Annotated in this window: 18 protein-coding genes, 1 tRNA gene and 1 pseudogene; 11 read left to right on the top strand and 9 right to left on the bottom strand. The window is 69.8% G+C overall.

All coding sequences use genetic code 11. The features are described from left to right. The 5 genes from ACZ6TU_RS29220 to ACZ6TU_RS29240 form a co-directional block, all read right to left on the bottom strand. On the bottom strand, positions 1–4,610 hold a 4,610-nt coding region (locus ACZ6TU_RS29220), incomplete at its 3' end, for an amino acid adenylation domain-containing protein (protein ID WP_469552041.1). An 84-nt stretch (positions 4,611–4,694) separates the two neighbouring features. Then, on the bottom strand, positions 4,695–6,098 hold the full coding sequence (locus ACZ6TU_RS29225) for a serine hydrolase domain-containing protein (RefSeq protein ID WP_469552043.1): 1,404 nt from the start codon (positions 6,096–6,098) through the stop codon (positions 4,695–4,697). Between the two features lie 183 nt (positions 6,099–6,281). Beyond that, complete coding sequence (locus ACZ6TU_RS29230) at positions 6,282–6,689, bottom strand: hypothetical protein (protein ID WP_467678199.1); 408 nt, start codon at positions 6,687–6,689, stop codon at positions 6,282–6,284. Positions 6,690–6,798: 109 nt separating this feature from the next. Beyond that, the gene (locus ACZ6TU_RS29235; RefSeq protein ID WP_467678197.1) at positions 6,799–9,552 is read right to left on the bottom strand and encodes an ABC transporter permease; all 2,754 of its coding nucleotides are present in this window, start codon (positions 9,550–9,552) and stop codon (positions 6,799–6,801) included. After that, positions 9,549–10,361 carry an ABC transporter ATP-binding protein gene (locus tag ACZ6TU_RS29240; RefSeq protein WP_467678195.1) on the bottom strand — a complete coding sequence of 271 codons (813 nt, stop codon included), beginning with the start codon at positions 10,359–10,361 and terminating at the stop codon, positions 9,549–9,551. The genes ACZ6TU_RS29235 and ACZ6TU_RS29240 overlap by 4 nt, the downstream gene beginning before the upstream one ends. Before the next feature lie 223 nt (positions 10,362–10,584). On the opposite strand from ACZ6TU_RS29240, the gene ACZ6TU_RS29245 reads away from it, so the two are divergent. After that, entirely contained in the window at positions 10,585–11,796 is a 1,212-nt protein-coding gene (locus tag ACZ6TU_RS29245; RefSeq protein ID WP_467678193.1) for a sensor histidine kinase, read from the top strand. Beyond that, positions 11,784–12,455: a response regulator transcription factor gene (locus ACZ6TU_RS29250; protein ID WP_467678191.1), complete on the top strand. Its 672-nt coding sequence runs from the start codon at positions 11,784–11,786 to the stop codon at positions 12,453–12,455. Before ACZ6TU_RS29245 ends, ACZ6TU_RS29250 begins: the two co-directional genes overlap by 13 nt. 136 nt (positions 12,456–12,591) lie before the next feature. Here ACZ6TU_RS29250 and ACZ6TU_RS29255 read toward each other — a convergent pair whose 3' ends face one another. Both ACZ6TU_RS29255 and ACZ6TU_RS29260 read right to left on the bottom strand, forming a co-directional pair. Beyond that, a complete protein-coding gene (locus tag ACZ6TU_RS29255) occupies positions 12,592–13,020 on the bottom strand; it encodes a hypothetical protein (protein ID WP_467678189.1) in 429 nt (142 codons plus the stop codon). A gap of 27 nt (positions 13,021–13,047) precedes the next feature. Further along, positions 13,048–13,272, bottom strand: coding sequence for a hypothetical protein (locus tag ACZ6TU_RS29260; protein WP_467678187.1), 225 nt, complete (start codon positions 13,270–13,272; stop codon positions 13,048–13,050). A 229-nt stretch (positions 13,273–13,501) separates the two neighbouring features. Here ACZ6TU_RS29260 and ACZ6TU_RS29265 point away from each other — a divergent pair, with 229 nt between their 5' ends. After that, positions 13,502–14,824, top strand: coding sequence for an MFS transporter (locus ACZ6TU_RS29265; RefSeq protein WP_469552047.1), 1,323 nt, complete (start codon positions 13,502–13,504; stop codon positions 14,822–14,824). 5 nt (positions 14,825–14,829) lie between these two features. Further along, the gene (locus ACZ6TU_RS29270; protein WP_469552049.1) at positions 14,830–15,609 is read left to right on the top strand and encodes a thioesterase II family protein; all 780 of its coding nucleotides are present in this window, start codon (positions 14,830–14,832) and stop codon (positions 15,607–15,609) included. Here ACZ6TU_RS29270 and ACZ6TU_RS29275 read toward each other — a convergent pair. Further along, the gene (locus ACZ6TU_RS29275; RefSeq protein WP_467678181.1) at positions 15,590–16,114 is read right to left on the bottom strand and encodes a hypothetical protein; all 525 of its coding nucleotides are present in this window, start codon (positions 16,112–16,114) and stop codon (positions 15,590–15,592) included. The two genes, ACZ6TU_RS29270 and ACZ6TU_RS29275, sit on opposite strands and share 20 nt — an antisense overlap. A gap of 516 nt (positions 16,115–16,630) precedes the next feature. Here ACZ6TU_RS29275 and ACZ6TU_RS29280 point away from each other — a divergent pair. From ACZ6TU_RS29280 to ACZ6TU_RS29300, 5 genes and pseudogenes are all read left to right on the top strand, one after another. Beyond that, positions 16,631–17,235, top strand: a pseudogene (locus tag ACZ6TU_RS29280) (IS5 family transposase); the annotation flags it as partial. Between the two features lie 732 nt (positions 17,236–17,967). Next, entirely contained in the window at positions 17,968–18,138 is a 171-nt protein-coding gene (locus ACZ6TU_RS29285) for a hypothetical protein (protein WP_469552051.1), read from the top strand. 78 nt (positions 18,139–18,216) lie between these two features. After that, on the top strand, positions 18,217–21,387 hold the full coding sequence (locus ACZ6TU_RS29290; RefSeq protein WP_469552053.1) for a lantibiotic dehydratase: 3,171 nt from the start codon (positions 18,217–18,219) through the stop codon (positions 21,385–21,387). Between the two features lie 42 nt (positions 21,388–21,429). Continuing rightward, positions 21,430–22,149: a class I SAM-dependent methyltransferase gene (locus ACZ6TU_RS29295; RefSeq protein WP_467678175.1), complete on the top strand. Its 720-nt coding sequence runs from the start codon at positions 21,430–21,432 to the stop codon at positions 22,147–22,149. 219 nt (positions 22,150–22,368) lie between these two features. Continuing rightward, entirely contained in the window at positions 22,369–22,749 is a 381-nt protein-coding gene (locus ACZ6TU_RS29300) for a hypothetical protein (protein WP_469552055.1), read from the top strand. 207 nt (positions 22,750–22,956) lie between these two features. Here ACZ6TU_RS29300 and ACZ6TU_RS29305 read toward each other — a convergent pair. Then, a tRNA-Leu gene (locus ACZ6TU_RS29305) sits at positions 22,957–23,043 on the bottom strand. A 474-nt stretch (positions 23,044–23,517) separates the two neighbouring features. Between ACZ6TU_RS29305 and ACZ6TU_RS29310 the strand changes: the two genes are divergently transcribed. Both ACZ6TU_RS29310 and ACZ6TU_RS29315 read left to right on the top strand, forming a co-directional pair. Then, positions 23,518–24,390: an FhaA domain-containing protein gene (locus ACZ6TU_RS29310; RefSeq protein WP_467678171.1), complete on the top strand. Its 873-nt coding sequence runs from the start codon at positions 23,518–23,520 to the stop codon at positions 24,388–24,390. Between the two features lie 10 nt (positions 24,391–24,400). Further along, a complete protein-coding gene (locus tag ACZ6TU_RS29315) occupies positions 24,401–24,910 on the top strand; it encodes an FHA domain-containing protein FhaB/FipA (RefSeq protein WP_020273104.1) in 510 nt (169 codons plus the stop codon). Positions 24,911–25,022: the final 112 nt, after the last annotated feature.

The raw sequence follows: 25,022 nt of genomic DNA on the forward strand, positions 1-25,022 counted from the left end.
CCGACATCCACACCACTCCCGCCGGACCGCGGAACCACATAAGCCACCAGCCGCCTGGCGGAGCCAGGACCGGCCGCGGCCGTCACCACGGCCTGCGCCACCTTCGGATGGTCGGCGAGGGCGGACTCGATCTCGCCGACCTCGACGCGGAACCCGCGGATCTTGACCTGCCCGTCGCCGCGGCCGAGGAACTCCAGGCGCCCGTCGGAGTTCCAGCGCACGCGGTCGCCCGAGCGGTACATACGGCTGCCGGGCTCGCCGAACGGGTCGGCCACGAACCGCTCCGAGGTCAGGGTGGCCCGGTTGACGTAGCCGTGGGCGAGGCCCTCCCCCGCGATGTAGAGCTCGCCGCCGACTCCGGGGGCGACCGGGCGCAGCCTGTCGTCCAGGACGTAGAGCCGGGTGTCACCGACGGGGCCGCCGAGGGGCACGGTCTCGCGGGCGAGGTCGGCCGGGTGCAGGGCTCCGGCCGCGGCGAAGGTGGTGGTCTCGGTGGGGCCGTAGCCGTTGATGAGGGTGGTGCCGGGCAGCTGTTCGAGGACGGCGCGGCAGTGCCGCCAGGAGAGGGCGTCGCCGCCGGCCAGCAGGTGGCGCAGTCCGGCGAGGGCCTCGATGTCGGCGTCCACCACCTCGTGGAAGAGACCGGCGGTCAGCCAGAGCGTCGTGACGCCGTGTGCGGTGAGGAACCTCCGAAGCTCGGGCGGGTCCAGGACACCGGCCGGTGCCACGGCCAGCGTCGCCCCGTTGAGCAGGGCGCCCCAGATCTCGAAGGTGGCGGCGTCGAAGGAGACGGACGCGGCCTGGGCGACGACGTCCTGCGGGGTGAGGTGGATGTACGGGGTGTGACGCACCACGCGGTCGATGGCCCGGTGCGGGGTCAGGGTTCCCTTGGGCGTGCCGGTCGAGCCGGAGGTGTAGATGACGTAGGCGCCGTGGTCGGGCGTGAGTCCGGCGTCGACCGGTCCGTCCGGGGCGGCCTCGATGGCCTGCCGGTCGGCGTCGACGCGGACCAGGGTGCGCCCGTCCGCGTCGAGCCGCCGGGCACCGGCCCGGTCGGTGACCAGCACCACGGCCCCGGAGTCGTGGAGCATGAACTCCTGCCGGGTCCTGGGGTAGGCGGGGTCCACGGGTACGTAGGCGGCACCCGCCTTGAGGATGCCGAGCATGGCGACGATCAGGGAGGTGCCGCGGGGCAGGCAGAGGCCGACGCGGTCGCCGGTGCGCACGCCCCGCTCGCGCAGGTGGTGAGCCAGCCGGTTGGCGCGGGTGTCGAGATCGACGTAGGTGAGCCGGGTGTCGGCCTGGTGGACGGCGACGGCGTCAGGAGTGCGCGCGGCCTGGCGGGCGAACAGGTCGGTGAGGGTGGCCGGTGCCATGCCGCGGTCGGCGGTGTTCCACTCCTGGAGCACCCGTCGGCGCTGCCGGTCTGTGAGGAGGCCCGCGTCGGCCATCGGGCGGTCCGGGGCTTCGGCGAGTTCTGCGAGCAGGGTGCGCAGATGGCCCGCGAAGCGTTCGACGGTGCCGCGGTCGAAGAGGTCGGTGCTGTACTCGGCGGAGACGGTGAACGAGCCGTCGGCGACCGGCCAGAACTCCAGGGTGAGGTCGAACAGGGCGGCCTCCCGGGGCAGGACGGCCTCCTCGACACGGATGCCGGGCAGCTCGGGAGCCCCACCGGGAACGTTCTGGAGCACCAGCATGACCTGCACGAGCGGCGGAATGCTCGGATCGCGCCCGGGCAGCACGGCGTCCACCACACGGTCGAAGGGGACCAGGCTGTGGGCGAAGGCGTCGGTTGCGCTCCGTCGGCCGCGGGCGACGAACTCGGTGAACGTCAGCGACTCGTCGACGTCGGCGCGCAGCGCGAGGGTGTCGACGAAGAAACCGACCAGGTCCGCCAGTTCGGCCCGGCGCCGGCCGGAGTCGACGGTGCCGAGCACGATGTCGCGCTGTCCGGTGAGCCGGGCGAGGAAGAGCTGCACGCCGGCGGTGAGCACGGTGAACAGCGTGCCGCCTGCGGCACGGCCGAGTTCGGTCAGCCGGCCCACCGTGCCGGTGGGCACCGTGAACTGGACGCGGTCACCGGCCGAGGTACGCACCGGCGGACGGGGCCGGTCGGCGGGCAGTTCCAGCGGGACGGCTCCGTCCAGGCTGCGCCTCCAGTAGGCGAGTTGCTCCTCGGTCTCCGGGGTGTCCTGCAGTGCGCGCTGCCAGACGGCGAAGTCGGCGTACTGCAAGGGAAGTTCTGGCAGCGACGCGGCGGTGGCGAGCGTGTCGGGCCGCGCGGCCGGGTCACGCAGCGCGGCGACGTAGAGCGCGCCCAGCTCCCGGCCGAGCACCTCCATGGACCAGGCGTCGGCGACGATGTGGTGGGCCGTCAGGACCAGCAGGTGCTCCTCGGGCCCGGTGCGTACGAGGAGTGCCCGCAGCAGGGGCGCGGTGGCGAGGTCGAAGGGGGCTTTGACCTCGGCGCGCAGCAGCCGGTCCAGTGCCCGGTCACGTTCCGCTTTGGCACCGACGGTGAGGTCCTCGACGCGGACGGTGACGCGTACCGCGCCGGGTTCGGCGATCAACTGTTCCGCGGTGCCGTCCTCCTCGCGGAAGGAGGTGCGCAGCGGCTCGTGCCGGGCGACCAGGGCGGTCAGCGCGGTGCCGAGCGCCTCGGGGTCGACGCGGCCGTGCAGCCACAGCCCGTTGGAGCAGTTGTAGGCGGCGGAGCCCGGCTCATGGCGGTCCAGGAACCACAGGCGCTGCTGGGCGGCGGACAGCGGCAGCCGCTGCCCGCGGGGGACGGGGGCGATGGCGGGCCGCGGCGCGGCCTGGTGCGCTGCGGCGGTACGCAGATGGGCGGCGAGACGTTCGACGGTGGGGTGGTCGAAGAACGTCGCGGCGTCGAGGGTGACACCGAGGTGCCGCTCCACCTGGAACGCCGCGCGCAGAGCGGATATGGAGTCGCCGCCGACGGCGAAGAAGTCGTCGTGCACACCGATCCGCTCCACCGGGAGCAGGTCCGCCCAGATCCCGGCGAGCACGCGCTCCGTCTCGTCGCGTGGCTCGGTGTACGTGTCCGTGCCGGGCTCGGCGGGCACCTGGGGTGCGGGCAGGGCCGCACGGTCGACCTTGCCGTTGGGGGTGAGGGGGAAGCGGTCCAGGGGAACGAGGACGGCCGGCACCATATGAGCGGGCAACCGGCCCGCCAGATGGCTTCGCAGGGTCTCGTGGCCGGGCGTGCGAGTGGCGTCGGCGGGCACGTAGTAGCCGACGAGCCGGCCCGGCTGCGGGTCCTTCTGGAGCACGACCACGGCCTGGAGCACGGCCTCGTGCTCGGTGAGGGCGGTCTCGATCTCGCCGAGCTCGACGCGCAGGCCGCGGATCTTGACCTGGCCGTCGGCCCGGCCGACGAACTCGAAGCCGCCGTCGGGAAGCCGGCGCGCGAGGTCGCCGGTGCGATACATCCGCGACCCCCCTTCGCCGAACGGGTCGGCCACGAAGCGCTCGGCCGTCAGGGCGGCCCGGTTGACGTAACCGCGGCCCAGTCCCTCGCCCGCGATGCAGAGTTCGCCGACCTCGCCGTCGCGGACGGGGCGCAGACTCTCGTCGAGGACGAGGACGCGTACGCCGTCCACGGGCCGCCCGATGCCGGGGGCCTGGGCGAGGTCGGTGGCGAGCGGTCCGTTCAAGGTCGCCGTCACGGTCGCCTCGGTGGGGCCGTAGGCGTTGAACATGCGCCGGCCTGCGGCCCAGCGGGCCACCACCTCGGGCGGGCAGGGCTCGCCGCCGGTGGCCAGGGCACGCAGCCCGGGCAGCGGCGCGGGCGGAACGGTCGCCAGCACCGACGGCGGGATCATGGCGTGGGTGATCGCCGCGTCGGTCAGCAGCTCGGCCAGGGAGTCGCCGACGGTCTGGGTGGCACGGGCGGGCAGCACCAGGGTCGCGCCCGCGTACCAGGTCTGCACGATGTCGGCGATGGAGACGTCGAAGTTGGGCGAGGCGAACTGCAGGACGCGACTGTCGCCGTCGATGCCGAGAGCCGACGTGTGCGCGGCACCGAGGTGCGGAATGCCGCGGTGGGTGACGGCCACGCCCTTGGGGCGGCCGGTGGAGCCCGAGGTGAACAGTACGTAGGCGGTGTTGTCGGGCAGGACGGCCACCCGCGGCGGGGCGTCGGGGCGGGAGGTGTCCAGGCCGGCGGGGGCGTCGAGCATCAGGACCGCGGGGGCGCCCGCGGGGCGGTTGCCGGTCTCGCTGTCGCTGACGACGAGCTGGACGTCCGCGTCGGAGACCATGAACTCCAGCCGGTCCAGGGGATAGCCCGGGTCGAGGGGTAGGTAGGCGCCGCCGGCCTTGAGGATGGCCAGCAGGACGACGAGGAGGTCGGGGCCCCGCTCCAGGCACACCCCGACCCTGGTCTCCGGGCCGACGCCGAGCTCGGTGAGGTGGTGGGCCAGCCGGTTGGCGCGGCGGTCGACCTCGCCGTAGGTCAGCACCGTCGTGCCGCACTCCACGGCCGGGTGGTCGGGGCGTCGTGCCGCCTGCGTCTCGAACAGGCCGTGCAGGGTGACGCCGCCGGACGGCTGCCGGACCTGCTGGTAAGAGCTGCTGTCAGACTTCATGCCGAGACCCCAGATAACCCAGAAGAACGCCGAATGAAAAAGGAAGATCGGACTGCTCGATTCCGCCGCACCCGTTCCCGGTGCTCACGTCGGGCGGAGATCCCGCAGCAGAGTTCGCCCGCTGTATTGGAGGGCATTGATACGGCCGGTCACCCGGTCTTTGACGAAACGTCCGAAAGTGGCGGGGAATTCGGTCCCCACCGAGCTGAAAACGCCGCCGGCGCGCGGGACGAGATGTTCGGACAGACCACCCGGAAGCCGCAGCGTCATTCTGCCTGCCGTGACGACCACATCGACGGTGAGATCGCCGTTGCGATACGTCCCCGCGCATTCCGCGAACCGCGCCGCGGACACCGCTGCGGGAACCTCCGGTTCGTGCACGCCCACCTCGACCCCGGCCTCGCGCAGCCGGAGCACCAGCGCGTCCCAGAGCCGGACTCCCGTCGCGGAGTTGGTGGTCAGGGCGACCACCGTGCCGTCATCGGGCCGGATGCGCAGATGGCAGGTGGTGCCGTCCAGGGTTCCGTCATGACCGAGCCAGAGGCTGCCGGGGCGGCCGAACAGCCCCAGCCCGGCGCCCCAGGAGTGGGCCAGACCATAGGGGCCCGGTCCGGGCACCGGGCGGCCCATCTCACGCAGCACGACCGGGTCGAGGAGATCCGCGTGGTCCCGGTCCGCCGGGTCGGCCAGGTGCAGACGGGCCAGGCGCACCAGGTCCGCGGCGCTGCCGGCGAGGCCGCCGGCGGCCATGGAACCGGCGTCGGTCCGTGCGGGGACGACGTGCACAACCGGGTTGCCGCGCGCGCCGGTGCGGGTGCGGTGTCCACGGGGTGCGGGGGCAGGGCCGGGATCGAGAGGGGTGCCGCCCAGCAGCCGCACGCCGGTCCCGAGCGGTTCCAGCAGGCAGGTCCGCAGCGCCTCCCACCACGACAGCCCGGTGACGGTCTCGATGAGGCGGCCGGCGATGCCGTAGCCGACATTGGAGTACGAGAACGCCCCGCGCGCCGGCCACCCCGCCGGCTCCGCTTCGGCCCGGGTGAGGAAGCCTTCGTACCAGTCCCGCAAGCTGCGCGCGCGCTCGTCGTCGTGGTCGGAGGGCAGGCCCGCGGTGTGGCTGAGGAGCATGCGCGGGGTGGCGCCGAACACGTCCTGAACGTTCGGCGGTGCGCTCGGCAGCCAGGTGCCGATCGGACGGTCCAGGTCCAGGTCGCCGTCGGAGACCAGTTGCAGCAGCAGGGTCGCGGTGAACGCCTTGGTGACCGACCCGTAGGCGAAAAGTGAATTGTCGCCGACCGGTCGGCCGGTTTCGTGTTCCTCGGTGCCGAACGCCCAGGTGGTCAGGACACCCCGGTGGAAGACGGCCAATTGGCCACCGAACACATAGCAGCTTTCGGCGAGTTCTTTCAACGTGTCCCGGTCAGGGAACGTTTCGGGCCATGTTCTTGTCGGTGCGCCGGCCACGGATGAACCCCGCCTCCCCAGTCGCATGGGTATTCCACGAAAGGCGGTGTCCGGATGTGGTCCCGTGGTTCACCGCTCAGGAGAAATCCTCGGGGAGCGGGGCCGAATCGAACAGAAGATTAAGCTCTGCCGCAAACACGCAGCCCGTGGACGCCGCGCCGATCGGACACCTGCGAGCGTCCGTCGGAGCGTCCACGGGCACGCGGGCCGTCAGGCCCGTGGCGGAAGCACGATCGCGGCGACGACCAGCGCCAGGACCCCGCCTGCGGCGTTCCACAGCCCCCGCTGCACATCGGTCACCTCGAAGGCGACGGGAGCCACCGCGCGAATCTGCTGCACCGTCCACAGGATCCCCGTCGCCAGGCCCACCAGGCAGGCCACACCCATCACGGCCCGGGACCGGAGGAGCAGGGCGAGCAGGGCGAGAACGGCTCCGGCGGCCAGCGGCAGCAGCATGGAGGTGGCGGTGCCGCCGGAGGCACCGGGCTCCAGGCCGGTGAACAGGTCCTGCAGCGGTGTCTCGCGCGGCTCCCGCCCCTGGTACCAGGGCTGGAAGGCGCTGAGGACCAGCGCCGCGGCGCCGGCCAGGGTCAGCACGATGGCTGCGAAACGGGCCATGGGTGCGGCTCCTTGCTCTCTAGCGTGTGTGTCACGTCGCGGACGATCCTGCCCCGCTCGACCGGCCGCCGCCCGGCCGTTTTGCCGGCGGTGCCCGGGACGGTGGCGGTCAGTGGCGGTCCAGCGCCGCCGGGCGCCGCCGGCGCAGCGCCGGGCGCGCGGGCAGGAGGACGCCGGCGGCCACGGTCACGACGACGACCAGGACGATGGCCCCCGCCTGGACCGGCGGAAGGTAGGGCAGCGAGCCGGTGACGGACAGGCTGAACGCTGTGAGGGGGATCGCCGCGGCCAGCGTGCCGACCACCAGTCCGGTGACGATCACGATCGCCGCCTCGACCCGCAGCATGCGCCTGACCTGGCGCCTCCCCGCCCCCACCAGCCGTAAGAGCACCAGCTCCGGCCGGCGTCCGATCAGGATCAGCACCAGGGTGCTGAGGACGGCGATGACGGTGAACCCGCCGACGACGCCGACGGCGACGGCGGTGAGCACCTGGCTCACGCCCCGGTCCTCGGACTGCAGGTGCTCCGGGCTCGGGGCGCCGGCCACCCGTACGCCCAGTGCGGTACCGGACAGCGCCTCGCGCACCGCCCGCTGCACGGCGTCCTGGTCGGCGTCCGCTGCGGTCCGGGCCAGGATGCGGGTGTCCAGGGGCGCGGACGTGTGGGCGGCCAGCGCGTCCCGGGCGAACAGGAAGTCGCCGAGTGCGAGGGACCGTTCGTAGACCGCCACCACCCGTAGCGCGGCGACGACGCCGTCGCCATGGCGCAGCCGAACCTCGGAGCCGACCTTCAGGTCCAGCGAGTCGGCCCGGGCCGCACCCACCGCCACGGTGCCTTCGCGCAGGTCCCGCAGAGATCCGGAGGTGATCTCGGGATCCAGCGTCGTGGGCAGAGCGCTCGGCGTGATGCCCATCACCGGGAGCCGTTCGAGCACGGGATCGCCGGCCTCACGCCGGGCCAGGACGACCGTGCTGTGGAGCGCGCCCGTGGCGGCCTCGACACCCGGCACGGCGGCCACGTCCCGCGCCGCCTCGGCGGGCAGTCCGGCGCCCTGGGTGGTCACGACGAGGCTCGCGCGCATCGCCTGCCTGGCCTGTGCGCTGCCCTCGTGGTCCATGGTGGCGCCCGCCGCGAGCTGGACGCCCACGAACGCGACCACGAGGACGACCGGGGTGATCGCCGCGCCCAGCCGGCGAGAGTTGGCCGTGGTCGACGCGGCGGCGAGGTAGCCTCCGGCGCCGCCCAGCTTCTGGACGAGCGGTGCGAGCAGGTGCATGGCCCCGCGGGCGATCCACGGGCCGAGCAGTGCACAGGCGATCACGAGGGCGAGGGCCGCGCTGCTCGCTGCCATGGCGGCGAGTTCGCCCGACTGCAGCGCGGCCGTGCCCGCGGAACTGAGGCCGGCGAAGAGGACGACCAGGCCGGTGACGGTGCGCCCACGGCCCGGTTGCCCGGGTTCGCTCTGTGCCTCGCCCAGCGCCTGCGCGGGACGGATCTTCGCGATGCGTCCGCATGCCAGAGCGGCCGAGACCCGGGCCACCACCAGGGTGAGGATGGCCGTGAGGACCGGCGTGCCGAGCATCCACGGCAGCACCGGGAGGTCCAGCCCGACGGGTACGGCGCCGCGTTCGCGCAGCATCCACAGCAGGGTCAGGAAGACCGGGAGAGAACCGATCGCGCCGAGCACCGCGGCCGTCGTGGCGACGCCGGTCACCTCCCGGCCCACCGTCACCCGCAGCTGCCAGGGCGTCGCCCCGACCGCGCGCAGCAGCGCGAGTTCGCGGGCTCGCTGATGCACCGCCTGGCTGACCGTACTCGCCACGACGAGCAGCGCGATCATGATGACGGTCGCGCACAGCATGGCGAGCAGATTCAGCAGGCTCGTACGGCTCGGCGCCGCCTCGAGGAACTCCGCCTGGCCCCGCCCGCTGCCGGTCAGCACCCGCAGTTGGGAGGAGTCTTGCCGGTCCCGGTCGCCGGCGAGGGCGTCCCGCGCCGGGTCCGGACCGTCGAGGGCCTTGCGCAGCTCGGGGTAGAGCTGATGCACGTCCACGCCCTCTGCGGCGAGTACCCCGATGGCGTCCACGGTGCCGGGGTGGCCGGACAACCGGACGGCCTGGTTCTGGGTGAAGAAGACGGCACCCTGGTGGGCGAGCCCGGTGTCGTCGGCCTCACCCTCGGGGGCGACGACGCCGGAGACGACGTACTCGGCCGGTGTGCCGAACACCTGAAGCCGGATCCGGTCGCCCGGGCCCAGCCCCGCGCGCGCCGCCAGGTCGCCGTCGATCGCCACCTGCCGCGTCCCCGAGGGCGCCTTGCCCGCACGCAGGGTGAACGGAGCGAGCGCTGCCGCCGACCATCCATGGCCGTACACAGGCGCGGATCCGGAGTCGGTGTCCGGTCCGGACACGAGCCGGCCGTCGGCGCTCGCGAGCGAGACCGGGAAGCTGCTGTCCGGGATGGCGGCACGGACGCCGGGCACCTTGGCGAGCCGGCCCACGACGTCGGTGGGCACGCGGACCCGCTCGGTGAGCGACTGCGTCACGGTGGTCGGCGGGTCGCCCCACGGCTTGGCCCGGTAGCGGGTTGTCTGGTCGGCGGCGACCACAGCCGTGGTCGCCGCGTACCGCTCGACGTGGGCGTGCCCCACGAACGCCGAGAGGGTGGCCAGGGCGAAACTGCCCAGGAGCAGTGCGGTGAGCAGCAGGGACCCGAACACGGCGGCCCACGCCTTGCGGTGCAGACGCATCGAGCGGCGGGCAAGGAAGCGGGCGGTGCGCTGGACGCGCCCCACTGGTTCCGCGCGCGAGTCCCGGGCCGGTGTCCGGCTGGAGCGCTGCCGGGTGTCGACGGCCACCGTCACCGCTCCCCGAGCTGGGAGAGCTGCTCGGCCACGGTCTCCGGCGCGGGGCGCTCCTCGCGTGCCACCACACGCCCCGCCTCGATGAAGATCGCTTCGTCGGTCCAGGCGGCGGCCTCCGGATCGTGAGTCACCATCACGACGGTGTGCCCGGACAGGTCCACGGCCCGGCGCAGCAGTTGGAGGACCTCGCGGGCGGTGACCGGGTCGAGCGCCCCGGTCGGCTCGTCGGCGAAGATCACGGCAGGGTCGGTGACCAGGGCCCGGGCGATGGCCACGCGCTGTTGCTGGCCACCCGACAGCCGCAGCGGGGAGTCGTCCGCCCGATCGGCGAGGCCGACGGCCTCCAGCACTTCGAGGGAGCGCTCCCGCACAGCGCGGTCCTGGGGGTTCATACCGCGCAGCAGCAGCGGCAGCGCGGTGTTCTCCCGGACGGTGAGCGACGGTACGAGGTTCAGGGACTGGAAGACGAAGCCGACCCTGTCCCTGCGCAGCCGGGTCAGCGCGGCCTCGGACAGCCGGGACAGGTCTGTGTCCCCGATCCACACCGTGCCCGAGGTGGGCTGGTCGAGCCCTGCGGCGCACTGCAGGAATGTGGTCTTGCCGGAACCGGAACGGCCCATGACCGCGAGGAAATGGCCCTGCGGCACTTCCATGCTCACGTTCTCCAGCGCGTGGAAGTCCTTGCCACCGCGCCAGTAGCGCCGGGTGACGGAGTCGAGGGTGAGCGCGTGGGCGCCCGCCTCGTCGCGGCCTGCCGCCCGCGTCGTACCGACGGGCATCGAGGCCCTTCTCCCCATGCGAAGTGCCATTGATTCGCCTTCCAGGTCGCGGTCGCCGACCGTGTCGTTCACATGCCTTGCCTCGTCCTTCCGGGGGAGGCGAGGGAGAGGTCTTCCACCTCTGGCGACTCTAGGTCCGGGCCCCGGGGCGGCACGATGGAGCGCCCACCCGTTCCGGGGTACAGCCAGCGCCACCGCGCCTGGGGAGATGGACACACCGACCGCGGGCCCTGCGCCCAACTACCGTGCTTTCATGCCCTCCTTCTCCTCCCGGCTTCAGCGGTCCTGGCAGGCGTCCTGCCACCTGTTCTTCGGCGTGCCGGTGGCCATGGCCGCCTTCCTGGGCTGCTTCGCGGTCCCGATCGGCGTCTTCTTCACGCTGTTCGTCATCGGCGCGCCGGCCTGGCCGGAGATCGTGCGCATGCTGCGCCGGTTCGCCGGATACGAACGGGTCCGGGCCGGAGGCTGGCTGGGCAAGCCGATCCCGGAGCTGTACCTGCCGCTGGACGGCTCGCCCGGCGACCGGGTGCGGCTGGCGCTCACCGATCCCGGTACCTGGCGAGACGCGCTCTGGTTACCGTTCGCGACCGTCAGCATCCTGTGCTTCAGCGCGGTCGCACTGGTGCTGTGGCCCCTGGCGCTGCTCGTCGACGGCACCGCGGCCGGAGTCCGCCGGTCACTGGAGCGCAGAAGCACCGAGCCCTACGACCCCGCTCCCGAACCGGGTCGCGCGCTTCTGCTGCCCGTCTTCGAGGCCCTGGCGGACGCCCAGGCCCGGTGGACGGCTCGGCTGCTCAAGCCGTCGCCGTCGACGAAACTCAGCCAACGTGTGTCAGAGCTGTCCGAGTCCCGGGCCGGCGCCATGGAGGCTCACAGCGCCGAACTGCGCCGCATCGAGCGCGACCTGCACGACGGGGTGCAGGCACAGCTGGTGGCGCTGTCCATGCGCATCGGGCTCGCACGCCAGCAGGTGAAGAACGACCCGGATGCCGCCGTGGAGTGGCTGGACGAGGCCCAGGAGGAAATCGACGGCACGCTCGCGGCACTCCGGGGCATCGTCCGTGCGGTGCATCCGCCGGTCCTCACCGACCGAGGCCTGGCCGGAGCGGTACGCGCACTCGCGGTCTCCACGGACATCCCGGTCGAGATGAATCTGGCGGCGGTGGAAAACGGTCACCGGCTGCCGGCGGCCGTGGAGGCCGCAGTGTATTTCGTGATCGCGGAGTGTCTGACGAACATCCGCAAGCACAGCGGGGCGACGCAGGCCTCAGTACGCTTCACCAGGGCCGACGGGCTGTTGCAGGTCGTAGTGACCGACAACGGGCACGGCGGGGCTGAGGAACATGGCGGAAGCGGGCTGCTCGGCATCCGCCGCCGGGTCGCGGCGCTCGACGGCACGACCGAGATCACGAGCCCTCCCGGGGGGCCGACGAGGATGAAGGTGGAGCTGCCATGCGGATCTTGATCGCGGAGGACAACGCGTTACTCCGGGAAGGCATGACGCTGCTGCTGACCCGCAACGGCCACGAGGTGGTGGCCACATGTGCCTCGGGACCCGAGATCCTGCCGGCCCTGCGCCGAACCGAGCCGGACGCGGCGGTGCTGGACGTGCGGTTGCCGCCGAGTTTCCGCGACGAGGGCCTGCGCGCGGCCGTCGCGGCCCGGCAGGAATATCCCGACCTGCCCATTCTCGTGCTGTCGCAGTACGTGGAGCAGGCCTACGCCGCGGAGCTGCTCGCGCTGGGCGCGCGCGGGATCGGCTATCTGCTCAAGGACCGGGTCGGCCGGGTGGAGCAGTTCCTGGAGGCCCTGGAGCGCATCGGCGAGGGCGGCACCGCCCTCGATCCCGAGGTGGTCAACGAGATCATCAAGCAGAAGGCGTCGACGCGGTCGCTGGAAGGGCTGACGGCGCGGGAGCAGGAGGTGCTGGAGCTGATGGCCCAGGGACTGGCCAACGCCGCCATCGCGCAACGGCTTTTCGTCACGGAACGGGCCGTCAGCAAGCACATCCGAGGCATTTTCGACAAGCTGAACCTGCCTGCGGAGGGCACAAGCGTCCACCGCCGGGTTCTGGCCGTCCTCGCGTACCTGGGCAACGACATCTCCGGCGAGGCGCCCCGGTAACCGCAGCGGAACCGCGGCCGGGACGGAGGAAGGGCGTCCGGGGGCTCTGGCCCCGGACGCCCTTCGGGGGAATCCGAACTCCACGGTTCGGGGGATGGCCCGTGACGCCGGATTCCCAGCTTTGCGATGGAGTGGGTCAGTTGAAGTCGCCGAGATCGGTGCACGTCTTGCGCAGCGCTTTCAGGCGATCATTTTGCTGCGCGACGTAGTCCGAGACCGTTCCCGGCGAGAGATCGTCGTCGGCGGCGTTCCGCAGTTCCTTCGCGGTCTCCTCCGCGGCATCCCGCAATTTGTCGTCGGAAGCCTTTCCGGCGATCTCGTCAATCTTGTCGGCGCGTTCGCGGACGTCCTTACGGGCCTCGTCCACACTCGACGGGTTGGGGTCGAAAAGTGCGATGTCCAGAATGTTGAGGCACATGTCGCCCCGATCCAGCGCGTCCTGCGGGGAATCACAGGCGGTAAGGCCGAGGACGGCCGGTACGGCGATGATTCCACCGACCAGGATCCCGGCGCCCCTCCGGCGCCTGCCCGCTAAGCGGGTCCGCATACCCAGTGACGACTTCATTCAGCATTCTCTCCCTGAGTGCCCGTTTCAGCTCGCGGATCGTCGCCAGCGGACGACCGCCCAGATCACCGCGAGAGCGTCCAGGGCGAATCCCGCGCTCATCACCGCGGTGTAGGTCCCGCCGTCCACTGCGTGGGAGACCACGGACGTCAGCATGGCGCCCACGAAGAACACCAGCAGCGGCGGCACGTACCACGCGCCCCTGGCCGTCCGGGATGCGCGGTCCTCGTCGTAGTCGGTAGAACGTGCCATCAGAACTCCCACTCCACTCCGGGCTCGTCGCGTCACGCGGTCCCCGCGCCGTCTCCTCCATGCTGCCCGCTCCCGGTGTCCTGGGCAGTACACCGCGCACCCGAACCCGGGTGGAGCCTGCACCACCATTCGGGGGTCCCACACCGGCCGATCGTCTGCACGATCCGTTTCACCAGTGCATTTGACGCGTGGTTTAAAGCCCTGTCCGGCCACGGAGGGTGATGCCAGCATGCACCTGACCATCCCGGGCCCGCGTACAGGAAGGGCAGCGACGCTGGAAACTCCTCAGGAACCCACACCGCTGTTCCGCAACAGAAACTACAACCTGTTGTGGTCCAGCCAGGTCTTGTCCGAACTGGGCGCACAGATCTCGGTGTTCGCCCTGCCGTTGCTCGTACTCGCCCTGACCGGTTCCGCGGTCCAAGCCGGCGCGGCAAGCGCCGTGAGCGCCATCACCCGACTCGTCGTCCTGATCCCGGCCGGGGCCCTGACCGACCGCTGGGACCGCCGACGAGTCATGCTGTGGTGCGAATTGGCCCGGCTTCCGGCGATCGTCGCCCTCGCGGTGGGCTTGTTGCACGACGCGGCCGGGTTCAGCCTGGTGCTGCTGGTCGCCGTCGTCGACGGAGCGGCCGCCGCGCTGTTCGCGCCCGCCGAGGAGGCCGTACTCCCGGAAGTGGTGGCGGAAAGCCAGCTGCCGACGGCGGTGGCGGTGACTGCCGCCCGCAGTTACATCGCCACGTTGGCGGGTCCTGGTATCGGCGGTTTCCTCTTCAGTGTCCACCGCGCGCTGCCGTTCCTGGCGAATGCGCTGACGTTCGCACTGTCGGGCCTGCTCATCCTGTGCACGCGCATCAAGGCACGCCGGCCCTCGCCCGCACGGCGCTCCCTGGTGCGCGAGATCGGGGAGGGAGTCCGCTGGATCGGCCACAACCCCGTCATCCGCGCCAGCCTGCTGGTGGCGGTCATGGCGAGCATCTGCTTCAACGCCCTGAACCTGATCGTGCTGGCCGTGGCCCAGCGTGCGGGCGTTCCCACCGCGCAGATCGGTGTGATCGGCATGATGACCGGTGCGGGCGGGCTCGCCGGAGCACTGCTCGCCCCCCGGTTCCAGCGCCTGATGACGCCCAGAACCTCGATCCTGGTGCTGGCCTGGGCCGGCACGGCTCTTACCCCGCTACTGGCCACGACGGCCGACGCCCTGCTGTTCGGCGCCGTGCTCGGCGTGATCGCCTTCCTCGCTCCGACCGTGCAGACGGCTGTGGTGACCTACCAGATGGCGTCGACACCGGACCGGCTGCGTGGCCGGGTCAGTGCCGCGCTCGGTCTGACCGGCGGGGTCGCGGGCGCTGCGGGCCCACTGCTGGGCGGCACACTCGTCGAGACCGTCGGCTGGCGCGGCGCTGTCCTCGGTTGCACCGTCGCCCTGCTGCTGGCCGGCGTCGGCGCGACGCTCAGTCCGGCCCTGCGTTCCTTCACTCAGGTGACGGGCGGGGCACCGACCGAGCCCGCCATGGCTCCCGCTCCCGTCACGGACACCCCGGAAAGGTGACAGACATGTCCCAGCAACAGTCCCGCTCCCGCGCCCGGACGGCACCACGGTGGACGGTGGCCAGGCCGCCCCGGCCCGACGCGACGGTCCGGCTCTTCTGCTTCCCCTACGCGGGCGGCGGTTCCAGCATCTTCCGCGACTGGCACACCCACCTGGATGACGGGATCGAGGTGTGCCCAGTGCTGCTGCCCGGACGGGAGGAACGCTTCAGCGAACCGGCCTTCACCCGGGCCGATGCCCTGGTGGCTGCACTCGCCGAGCACTTGGCGCCTGCCCTGGACAAGCCGTTCGCGTTTTTCGGGCACAGCATGGGCGGCCAGATCGCGTTCGCTCTCGCCCACCACCTGGCCGCGCAGGGGGCGCCCACGCCGCACCGCCTCTTCCTGTCGGGATGCGCGCCGCAGGCCAGCCAGGTGCTGCGGCACGAACTGCCCGACGAGCGACTGGTGGCGGAAATACGGGAGATGAACGGCGCTCCGCCACAGGTGCTCGCCAACGAAGAGGTCCTGCAGCTGCTCCTGCCCATGATCCGGGCCGACTTCGCCCTGTCCGAAGACTCCGTGCCACCCCCCGAGGCACGCGTGTCCACGCCGGTCACGGCGTTCGCCGGTGCGGCCGATCCCGAGGCCCGGCACGACCAGGTGCGGCTGTGGGCGCGGCACACTTCGGGTCCCTTCGAGTCGTTCGAGCTCGAGGGCGACCATTTCTTCCTGCACCAGCCTTCCTCGCTGCTCGACCTGGTCGGCCGCAGGCTCCATCCCCCCGTTACCCACCCGTCCGGCTGAGGCACTCTTGGATCCGCTCGGGGTTCGCGCCCGCCACCATGTCGACGACGCGCCCCTGCCACAGGAACAGGACTGCGTCCGCGACTGCGGCGGCCACCGCGTCCTGGGTGGTCACGACGGCCGCCACCACCCGGCCCTCGTCCACGGCGCCGCGCAGCAGCGCGCAATCTCGCTGCGAGGCGCCATCGATGAGGACGATCGGGGGTGGCGCGGCCAGAGCCCGCTCGTCCAGCCCGCCCCGGCACAGCGCGACTTCGCGGGCCTCGGGGCTGCGCCACAAAGTGCCGGCGGTCAGCCGGACTTGTCCTGCGAGGCATCGCAACAGAGTCGTCCTGCCGGATTCCCGAGGCCCCATCACCGCCAGGAATCTCCCTTTACGTAACACCAGGTTTACACCGAGAATGGCCGACACGGAACCGCTCAAACTTTCGTACATCTTGATCGCGTCTTCAAGAATAACGACCTCGTCGCCGTCCTCGGAGGGCTCTTCTCTGTCACGCCCCATGCTCGCACCCCAGCGTGGATTGATGTGCGCCGCCCCCGACTTCAGGGGGAAGCACCAAGTACCGACACGGCACCCGACGACCTCAACGTACCGCCCTCGGGCGGCTGTCAACAGAAGGTACATACGAGAATGCGGGGTACAGCCATTCCCCCATCGAGCGTGGTGGCAACTGCACCTGCGGACCACTGGCACACACAGCGCGCAACTTGCTCGCGCGCAAAGATCGGCGAGCAATTCAGCATCACCCCGACTGACGGGAGCAATGCAGGAGTGCAGAATGCGAATGAGCCGCGAACGCAGTGAAGATCCGACGTATTACTCTGCAATCCGGCCGGTGCGGAGCGGTGCGGGCAGCAAGGTGAGGTCGGGGATCTCTGGTGCGCGGCTTCGTGTGCGGCGCGGACAGCGCGCCTGACCTCGATCTTTCGTGACGGTCCGTCGGGTTTGCCGGTGGGTCGTCGCAGCCGTCCGATGGGATCTCGTGCAGGCACGCAGCGGTTCGCCCGCCCGATCGAGGCCAGCCGCCGGGTGGTCAGGTGGTCTCGGTCTGGCGTCTGGGGCCGGCTGCATGAAGCGGTCCTGCACCAACTCGACGACGCAGGCCTCATCGACGTCTCCCGCGTCGTCCTCGACTCCACTCACGTGCGCGCCAAAAAAAAGGGGGCGAACACACCGGTCCGAGCCCCGTGGACCGGGGCAAGCCGGGTTCCAAGATGCACGTCCTGTCGGACGCGAACGGACTGCCCCTGGTCGTCGGCGTCTCCGCCGCCAACATCCACGACAGCGAAGGCTTGAAGCCCACAGTCGAGGGCCACCAAACGAGACACGACCCCTACAACAGCCGCTGCTTCAAGCCCCAACGCCTGCATGCCGGCAAGGCCTACGACATTCCCCACCTGCGAAAATGGTTGCGAGGCAAGCACATCGGCGTGCGCATCGCCCGCAAAGGCGTCGAGTCCAGCGAACGGTTGGGCCGTCGCCGTTGGGTGATCGAGCGCACGATCTCCTGGCTGTCCGGCTACCGCAGACTCAGCCCCCGCCACGAACGCCATCCACGCAACTACCTGGCCTTTCTCGGCCTCGCCGCGGCCCCGTGCTGCTACAAACGACTGCTCCGGCTGGAAGAGGCGGTGTTGAGCCACAGTGGTTGGCCCAGGTGGACGGGTTCACGCTCCCCGAGGGCGGCGCCAGCGTGGTGGAGACGCTGCACCACTGACGTCAACCAGTTGGTCACCGTCCTGCGCTTCTGCATGGACATGGACGTTGAGCTCGTCTTCGGCTGACCACGGGAGCGCAGAGCGAACCGTCACGGGAGGGACGGCCCGCAGTTACGGGACAGCCTTCAGCCAATTCCCTGTCGCCCGTACTTCTGGCTGCCGACGAGCAGCGAACCCGACCGCCAGCGCGGCGCCATATCTGCCCAGCTTCAGGACCGGCAGCCTCGGCCTCCCGCCAGACGCGGAACGCGCGAGTACATGGGGAGCGGCAGCGATCAGGGAGCGGTATTCGCTGGCCGGCACTGCGCCCACACGGGAAGCAGGCCCGAAGCTCACACAGATGCACTGATATCGGGCATATCCGGGAAAAATGTCAGGCAATGTATGGGCTTGAATCCATAGGCCGGGAAGACCGAAAGTCGAGGCTGATTCCTGATCGGCCAGCCGGACGCACAAGTGTCGCTCAGAGCCGGAAAGCCTGCCCATGAACTGGGTTTTTTCTCCGCGGGGCAAAAGCTTGCCCCGGCCCGAAGCCGCCATCAAAGATGGGCGAGGACGGCTACCCGTACTCCCGGGAGTCCGGGTAGCCGTACTGAGAAGGTTTGAGTGTACGGCCCATCCACGTGAGGAGTTCGTATGAGCACTGCGCTCGACGTAGTGGAAGAGAAGGAACTCAAGGCCTCGGACCTCGACCTGGACGCCAGGTTCACTGACACCGGGGACACCACGGAGGTCACCGGCCCCGACATGTTCCTCATGTCCTGGAACTGCCACCCGACCAAGAAGGAAAAGCGTAGCAACTCCTGATCGTCCTGGGGCCGCTGCCCGCTATACACCGGGCGGCGGCCTGCCGCGTCGACTCGTGCCGAGTGAAACGAGACGTCCTTGCCTCAGCGGACGAGCTTCACCGCCACAGAACCCCTTCTGCTGCGATTGAACGTCCTGCGCTCCGACGAATTCGCAACGCTCATCGCTGACTTCGGCAGGGAGGGTGTACCGGACGACAGCACCGTCGCCTCATACATTCGGATGCTGTCCCGGAACCCGGTTCTCACCGAAGCGATCGCCGTGTCCAGTTCAGCACTGTCAGATGCCCTCCGGCAAATTTCCGGTGGCGCAGTTCCCCGCCGGAAGAAGCTGATACGGGCAGCGATTTCCGCCACTCGCTACGCACTGCGGATCACCGGCAGACCGACGCCGTTCGGACTGTATGCAGGAGCAACGCTGGCAGCCGACAAGGCGCCACGACGGGTGACGCCGTCCTGGTCTCCGGAACCGGTCCAGTGGCGAAAGCAGCTACGGTTCGATTCCGAGTGGCTGGACGGAGTGACCCGTACATGGCTGAAGGACCCAGCAATGCGTCACGCCACCCACGTGATGGCGAACAGCCTTTGCTTCGAACGTGGTGATCGGCTGATCCTCCCTTACGTGAGGCAGCGCCCCACATCGTCCTCAACGACCGATACCACGGTCAGGGCAGGCCGCGAACTGTCCCTCAGAAACACCGCTGTCGTCTCATGGATCATGAAGAAGGCCGTACACCCCCTTCGCTACGGAGACCTGCTCGCGCAAGCGGGACGGGAGTTCCCAGGCCTCCCCGAGCAGGGATTGGAGGAGGTCCTCGCCCGCCTCGTCGCGGACGAGATCCTGCTCACCGAGCTGTCCTCGGACCGCATCGACGAGGCCTTCCTGAACCGATTGGACGAACTGCGGCAGCACACCTCGCACTCCGAGCCCCTGCGCCAGGCCCGATCAGCCCTGCGTGCCTATGCCGACACCGCACCCGGCCAAGGGACCGGCGCATGGCGGCGACTCGTTGCCCTCACCGGCACCATCTCGGAGCAGAGCAACGGTATCCCGGCACTGCCCCAGGTCGATCTCCAGGCTCAGGTCGAGATGACGGTGCCCGACGAAGTGAAGCGCGAGGCAGAACAATGTGCTTCAGTCCTCTGGCGCATCTCCTACGGCTCCGGAACCTACTCGCATATAAAGGCATATCGACGCGCCTTCCTCGCGAAGTACGGCCGACGAGGCGCCGTCCGCTTGACCGAAATGGTGAATCCCCACACGGGCCTGGGATTCCCTCAGACATACCTGCATCCTGCCGTCCCCTATCGCCAGGCCCTCGCAGACTCGGACTCGCCCACCGACCCGAGCAGCAAACGCGCGCTGTACCTCGGCGAGTTGGTAAACCGTGGTCTATCCGATCCGCAGCGCGAGATCAGACTCACCGGCGAGGACATCGAGGAACTCACCGTCCCCTCTCGGCTCCCACCCCCTCCTTCCCTCGAACTGTGCTTCCAACTGCTCGCCGAGAGCTCGGAAGGGCTGGAGTCCGGCGCATTCGAGATGGCCATGACGCCCACCGCGGCGGCACGGTCTGCCGGTGAGCTCTCCGGTAGGTTCACTGACGTCACGGATATGTCTGCCGCATTGAGTGACCTCGTACGGCGGGGCAGCCCAGGCGGCATCGTGGCGCAGATCCGCTTCCTTCCGGCAATGCCGCGGGCGCTCAATCTCATGCAAGTGCCCGATCTGACCCCGCACACCATTCCGATCGGGGTGTTTCACGACAGTCGAGCCCCCGGGGTCATCGACTGGAGGGACCTGATCGTCGCCGACGACGGAGACCGTCTGCGACTGCACTGGCACAGAACCGGACAGGAGGTCTTCCCACTGCTGCCTCACGCGGTGTCCTTGCCGGCGACCGCACCCAACCTCGTCAGGCTGCTCGCCGAACTGCGGCACTGCCACGAGGGCAAGGTCTGGCAGCCGTGGGACTGGTCACCGTACTCCAGTCTTCCCTGCGTTCCCCGAGTACGGCTGGGCAGAACCATACTGTCGCCGCTCACCTGGCGCCCCGGCTTGGACTTGGCGCGCGCGGCGACGAGCTCCGACCAGTGGGACACCACTGTCGCCTCGTGGCGCACGCGGTTACGGATTCCCGCGCTGGTGAACGTGGCACATCACGATCGCGCGTACGAGCTGGACTTGGAGAATGCGTTCCACCGCGAAATCTTGCGCCGCGACATCGTACGCCGTCCCGGCATTGCCATCACTGAGAGACCGGGGGGCAGCAATTCTCACGGCTGGTCTGGAGGCCGGCGCACCGAAGTTGTGATACCGCTCCTGCGCGCTGCGCCGACCGAACCGCCCCATCCTGTCAGCCATGTGCTGGAGCGTGAGCGCCTGGCTGAGAGGATCGATTACCCACCGGGCAGCGAATGGACATTCGTTAAGCTCTACTGTGGTCCCGAAGTACACGAAGAGCTGCTCACGAACCACATCCCCGAGCTGATCGAGCGCCTGACGTCAGACATCGACAGCTGGTTCTTCGTCCGCTTCCGGGACCCCGATCACCACATCCGGCTACGCATTCACAGTGACAGGCGCAGTGTCACCCAGCGGGTCTGGCCCCAGCTCCTCGACAGCACACACGCGTGGCAGCGCTCCGGCCTGATCAGAGAGACCGTCGTGGCCTCGTACGAACCGGAGGTGATGAGATACGGCGGCCCCGAAACCATGAAGTTGGCTGAGGAGATGTTCTGCACCGACAGCCGGCTGGTTGTCCAGCAGCTCCGATTCCTCGCCCAGACCCGGGAGGGAAACCGTATCCCGAAGCGAGTGCTCGCAGCGGTGAACTACGCCGTTCTGCTGGAGTCGCTGGGGGACTGGGACTGGCCCACATGGGTCGTCCGTACATTCTCCGACGGGCCCTTCACAAAGCCGGAGTTGTCGCTGGCCTCGCAGATAGCGGTACCTGGCCACATACGGGACTACGCGTCCACGCCCTTGCCTCATCAGTGGGCTGAGCTACTACGGTCTGGCCGCACCGCCGCCCGGCGGCTCGGCGCGGAATTACTTCCCGGGGTGACGAGCGACGAACGGGAGAACAGGCAGGACACTGTCATCCTGAGCCTGCTTCATATGCATCACAATCGCCTGTTCGGACCGGACCCAACCCATGAGAGGGAGACTCACGCTCTGTTCCGAAGAGTGGCGGAATCCCATATCAGACGGCAGCGGAATACGAAATCGGATCGGAAAAATGAATAAGAGTCCACGATGAACGCACAAGACATCTTACATCGTCCGCAGGTGGGCGACGCCTTCGGAATGCTCCTGCACGAGTGCTGGAATCCGACGGGGCCACCCCACGCGTTGGACGAAACTGTGGAACGTGACGATGGACGAACCGTCGTCAGCGATGCACGCGTCTACTTCGCCCCGTACTCCGACTGGACTGCCCCGGAGCAGATGATCGTGCACCGAGCCCGCGGAGACGTCCTCGATGTGGGGTGTGGAGGTGGCCGCCTCGCTGTGGAAATACAGCAGCGCGGTAACCGGGTGTACGGAATCGACTCGTCACCGGGAGCAGTGCGTCTCTGCACGTCACGGGGCATCGACGCGGCAGTTGCCTCCATCACCGATCTCCCCCCGCTCCACAAGCCCTTCGATACCATCGTCATGGCCGGAAACGGCCTCGGGCTCCTGCAGGACAGGGAAACCGCACCCACCATCCTGACCGCGCTGGCCCGGACAGCCCGTGATGGCGCCTCCTTGCTCGGTACGACGATCGACCACGCTGCCTTCGTGGACGACCACGACGTCCGCTATCGCGAGCGCAATCGGCAGCGGGGACGGCTCCCCGGCCAATGGAGTATCCGCATCAGTCACCGAGCCGTCGTAACCGACTGGTTCGACTACCTTTTCCTCTCTCCAGAGGAGTTGGAGGAACTGGTGGCGCCGACACCTTGGTCCTTGAGTGACGTACATCTTGACGGCGCTCATTACTTGGCACATCTGAGGCTGAAATAATTGTCATATGCGCCGCAGTGGCCTGGATGGCAAGCCCGCGCACAGTGCTGCCAGGTCGTCCGCCGACAGCCGTACGGCCCCGGCGGCCATGTTTCACCGCCGCGTGATATGCCCGGCAGAAGCCAACCGCGCGCAGTGCCCTCTCAAGCCCCGCACGCTCGGCCGCGGCATCCACCTGCCCCTCGTCGACCCCGTCCCGAACCCGGCCGGCTCACCGCTGTGCTGCGTCCAGCGCACTCTCACCGTCCCCCGGAAGCCGGCGCCAACCTCTGGCAGCCCCTCCAGTACGGCTCCGAAGCCTGGCAACGGGTCTACTTCCGGCTCCGCAACAGCGTCGAAGGCATCAACGGCTTCGCCAAGGACCGCCTCCAGGAACGCCTCGAAGACGCCGGCACCCGCCGCATCCGCGGCATCCGCGGCATCGCGGCCCAGACCCTCCTCCTGGCCTTCCAGCTCGCCCACGCCAACCGCCGCAAACTCGCCTCCTGGGCCGACGCCATCGCTCTGGGCGGCGAACGGCCCCGCCGACGGCCCACCCGCCGCCGCAGGACCAAGCCTCTGGGCACTTGGACCCCCAAGGGCCACATCACCCAGCGCTGAGACCTTCCTCACAGAGGGCACGATCCAAGAGCTACTCAAGCAAGATCCACCCATGAACGCGGACCGCCGGCGGCCCTCAGCCACCGACGGTCCGCTTCACCGTGCCCAGAGACAGACATCACACCGCAGAAACAGGAATGGGCGGCATCGCCATCGCGATGCCGCCCATTCCGTCGGTGCAGCTAGAGCACTTTCGTCGGTGCTCCTTGGTGCGCGAGGGGGGAGTTGAACCCCCACGCCCTTGCGGGCACTGGAACCTGAATCCAGCGCGTCTGCCTATTCCGCCACCCGCGCATTGGGTGTGTCGTGGGCTCCTGCCCCTTGGGGCCTGGCGCCTTCCGACACCCAGAACATTAGCACGCGGGTCGGGGTGGATTCACATCCCTTCCTCCGCAGGCAGACCCGCCGCCGAACCTTCGGTGCCCTGGCCACGTATCAACGCGTAGCGCTTCACGTATCAACCTCGTACCGGTACCCCCTGTCTCCCCAGGAGGCGGTCCGGGTCCACAGCCGGGTGCGGGACACTGGTCTTCGGCCGCCTCTACGATCCTTGTCGGGAGTACGCGAGAGCGGTTGCGCGGCAGCCGTACCACCGGAGGAGTTCGAAGGGGAGCTCCACAGGGAACTTCGTCAAGCGTCGACACCCGTCGGCCGTGCTGACAGGGGGAACCAGCCGATCGAGCGGCGCGTGGATACGATCAGTAAGCAGTACCAGGCAAGCGGCCCGCAGGGCAGCACACAGGACGGCAGCGACGGAGGAGGTGCCCCATGGGAGTCCTGAAGAAGTTCGAGCAGCGTCTCGAAGGTCTGGTCAACGGCACCTTCGCGAAGGTGTTCAAGTCCGAGGTCCAGCCCGTGGAGATCGCCGGCGCGCTCCAGCGCGAGTGCGACAACAACGCCACCATCTGGAACCGCGACCGGACGGTCGTGCCCAACGACTTCATCGTGGAGCTGAGCACGCCGGACTTCGAGCGGCTCAGCCCCTACTCCGGCCAGCTCGGCGACGAGCTCGCCGGCATGGTGCGTGACTACGCCAAGCAGCAGCGCTACACCTTCATGGGCCCGATCAAGGTGCACCTGGAGAAGGCGGACGACCTGGACACCGGCCTGTACCGGGTGCGCAGCCGTACGCTCGCCTCCTCCAGCAGCCAGCAGGCCCCGGGGGCCGGTGCCGCGCCCGCCGCCCCGCCCGCCGGACGCCCCGGCGGATACGGCTACCCGCAGCCCGCCGCGCCCGCGGGCGCCCCGCCCATGCCGTCCGCGCCGCCACCCGGCGGCCGCCCCGGCGGATACGGCTACCCGCAGCCCGCCGCGCCCGCGGGCGGCCAGCGGCCCCCGGCCGCCCCGGCGGCCGGCGGACGCACCCGCCACTGGATCGAGATCAACGGCACGCGCCATCAGATCTCCCGCCCGACGCTGGTGCTGGGCCGCAGCACCGACGCCGACGTGCGGATCGACGACCCCGGCGTCTCCCGCCGGCACTGCGAGATCCGGACCGGAACGCCCTCGACGATCCAGGATCTCGGATCCACCAACGGCATCGTGGTGGACGGGCAGCACACCACCCGCGCTACGCTCCGCGACGGCTCGCGGATCGTCGTGGGCAGCACCACCATCATTTACCGGCAAGCCGAAGGGTGAAGCGGGGGCAATGTCAGAGCTGACCCTCACGGTCATGCGGCTGGGTTTCCTGGCCGTTCTGTGGCTGTTCGTGATCGTGGCCGTGCAGGTCATCCGGAGCGACCTGTTCGGTACGCGCGTCACCCAGCGCGGATCGCGACGGGAGGCCGGCCGGCAGCAGCAGGCCGCCCGCCAGGCGCCGCCGCAGCAGCGCCAGCAGTCCGGCGGCGGCCGACGCGGCCGTAACGCTCCCACCAAGCTGGTCGTGACCGAGGGCACCCTCACCGGCACCACGGTCGCGCTCCAGGGCCAGACCATCACCCTGGGCCGGGCGCACGACTCGACGATCGTGCTGGACGACGACTACGCCTCCAGCCGCCATGCCAGGATCTACCCGGACCGCGACGGCCAGTGGATCGTCGAGGACCTCGGCTCCACCAACGGCACGTACCTGGACCGGAACCGGCTGACGACTCCCACACCGATTGCGCTGGGCGCGCCGATCCGCATCGGCAAGACCGTCATCGAGCTGCGGAAGTAGTGCTACATCATGGATAGGCGCGAGCGGAGCGAGCACGCAGTGGCGGGCCCCACCCCGGGCCCCCGCGCGCTCCCGACCGGAGGGTGGGCAGTGTGGCTCGACACGACCGGCT

This window comes from Streptomyces sp. NPDC052064, assembly GCF_055585925.1.

Coding starts and splice junctions, on each gene's coding strand:
- ACZ6TU_RS29225 (WP_469552043.1), bottom strand. CDS start 6,098: ATGCGACTGGGGAGGCGGGGTTCATCCGTGGCCGGCGCACCGACAAGA.
- ACZ6TU_RS29230 (WP_467678199.1), bottom strand. CDS start 6,689: ATGGCCCGTTTCGCAGCCATCGTGCTGACCCTGGCCGGCGCCGCGGCG.
- ACZ6TU_RS29240 (WP_467678195.1), bottom strand. CDS start 10,361: ATGGCACTTCGCATGGGGAGAAGGGCCTCGATGCCCGTCGGTACGACG.
- ACZ6TU_RS29245 (WP_467678193.1), top strand. CDS start 10,585: ATGCCCTCCTTCTCCTCCCGGCTTCAGCGGTCCTGGCAGGCGTCCTGC.
- ACZ6TU_RS29250 (WP_467678191.1), top strand. CDS start 11,784: ATGCGGATCTTGATCGCGGAGGACAACGCGTTACTCCGGGAAGGCATG.
- ACZ6TU_RS29255 (WP_467678189.1), bottom strand. CDS start 13,020: ATGAAGTCGTCACTGGGTATGCGGACCCGCTTAGCGGGCAGGCGCCGG.
- ACZ6TU_RS29260 (WP_467678187.1), bottom strand. CDS start 13,272: ATGGCACGTTCTACCGACTACGACGAGGACCGCGCATCCCGGACGGCC.
- ACZ6TU_RS29265 (WP_469552047.1), top strand. CDS start 13,502: ATGCACCTGACCATCCCGGGCCCGCGTACAGGAAGGGCAGCGACGCTG.
- ACZ6TU_RS29270 (WP_469552049.1), top strand. CDS start 14,830: ATGTCCCAGCAACAGTCCCGCTCCCGCGCCCGGACGGCACCACGGTGG.
- ACZ6TU_RS29275 (WP_467678181.1), bottom strand. CDS start 16,114: ATGGGGCGTGACAGAGAAGAGCCCTCCGAGGACGGCGACGAGGTCGTT.
- ACZ6TU_RS29285 (WP_469552051.1), top strand. CDS start 17,968: ATGAGCACTGCGCTCGACGTAGTGGAAGAGAAGGAACTCAAGGCCTCG.
- ACZ6TU_RS29310 (WP_467678171.1), top strand. CDS start 23,518: ATGGGAGTCCTGAAGAAGTTCGAGCAGCGTCTCGAAGGTCTGGTCAAC.
- ACZ6TU_RS29315 (WP_020273104.1), top strand. CDS start 24,401: ATGTCAGAGCTGACCCTCACGGTCATGCGGCTGGGTTTCCTGGCCGTT.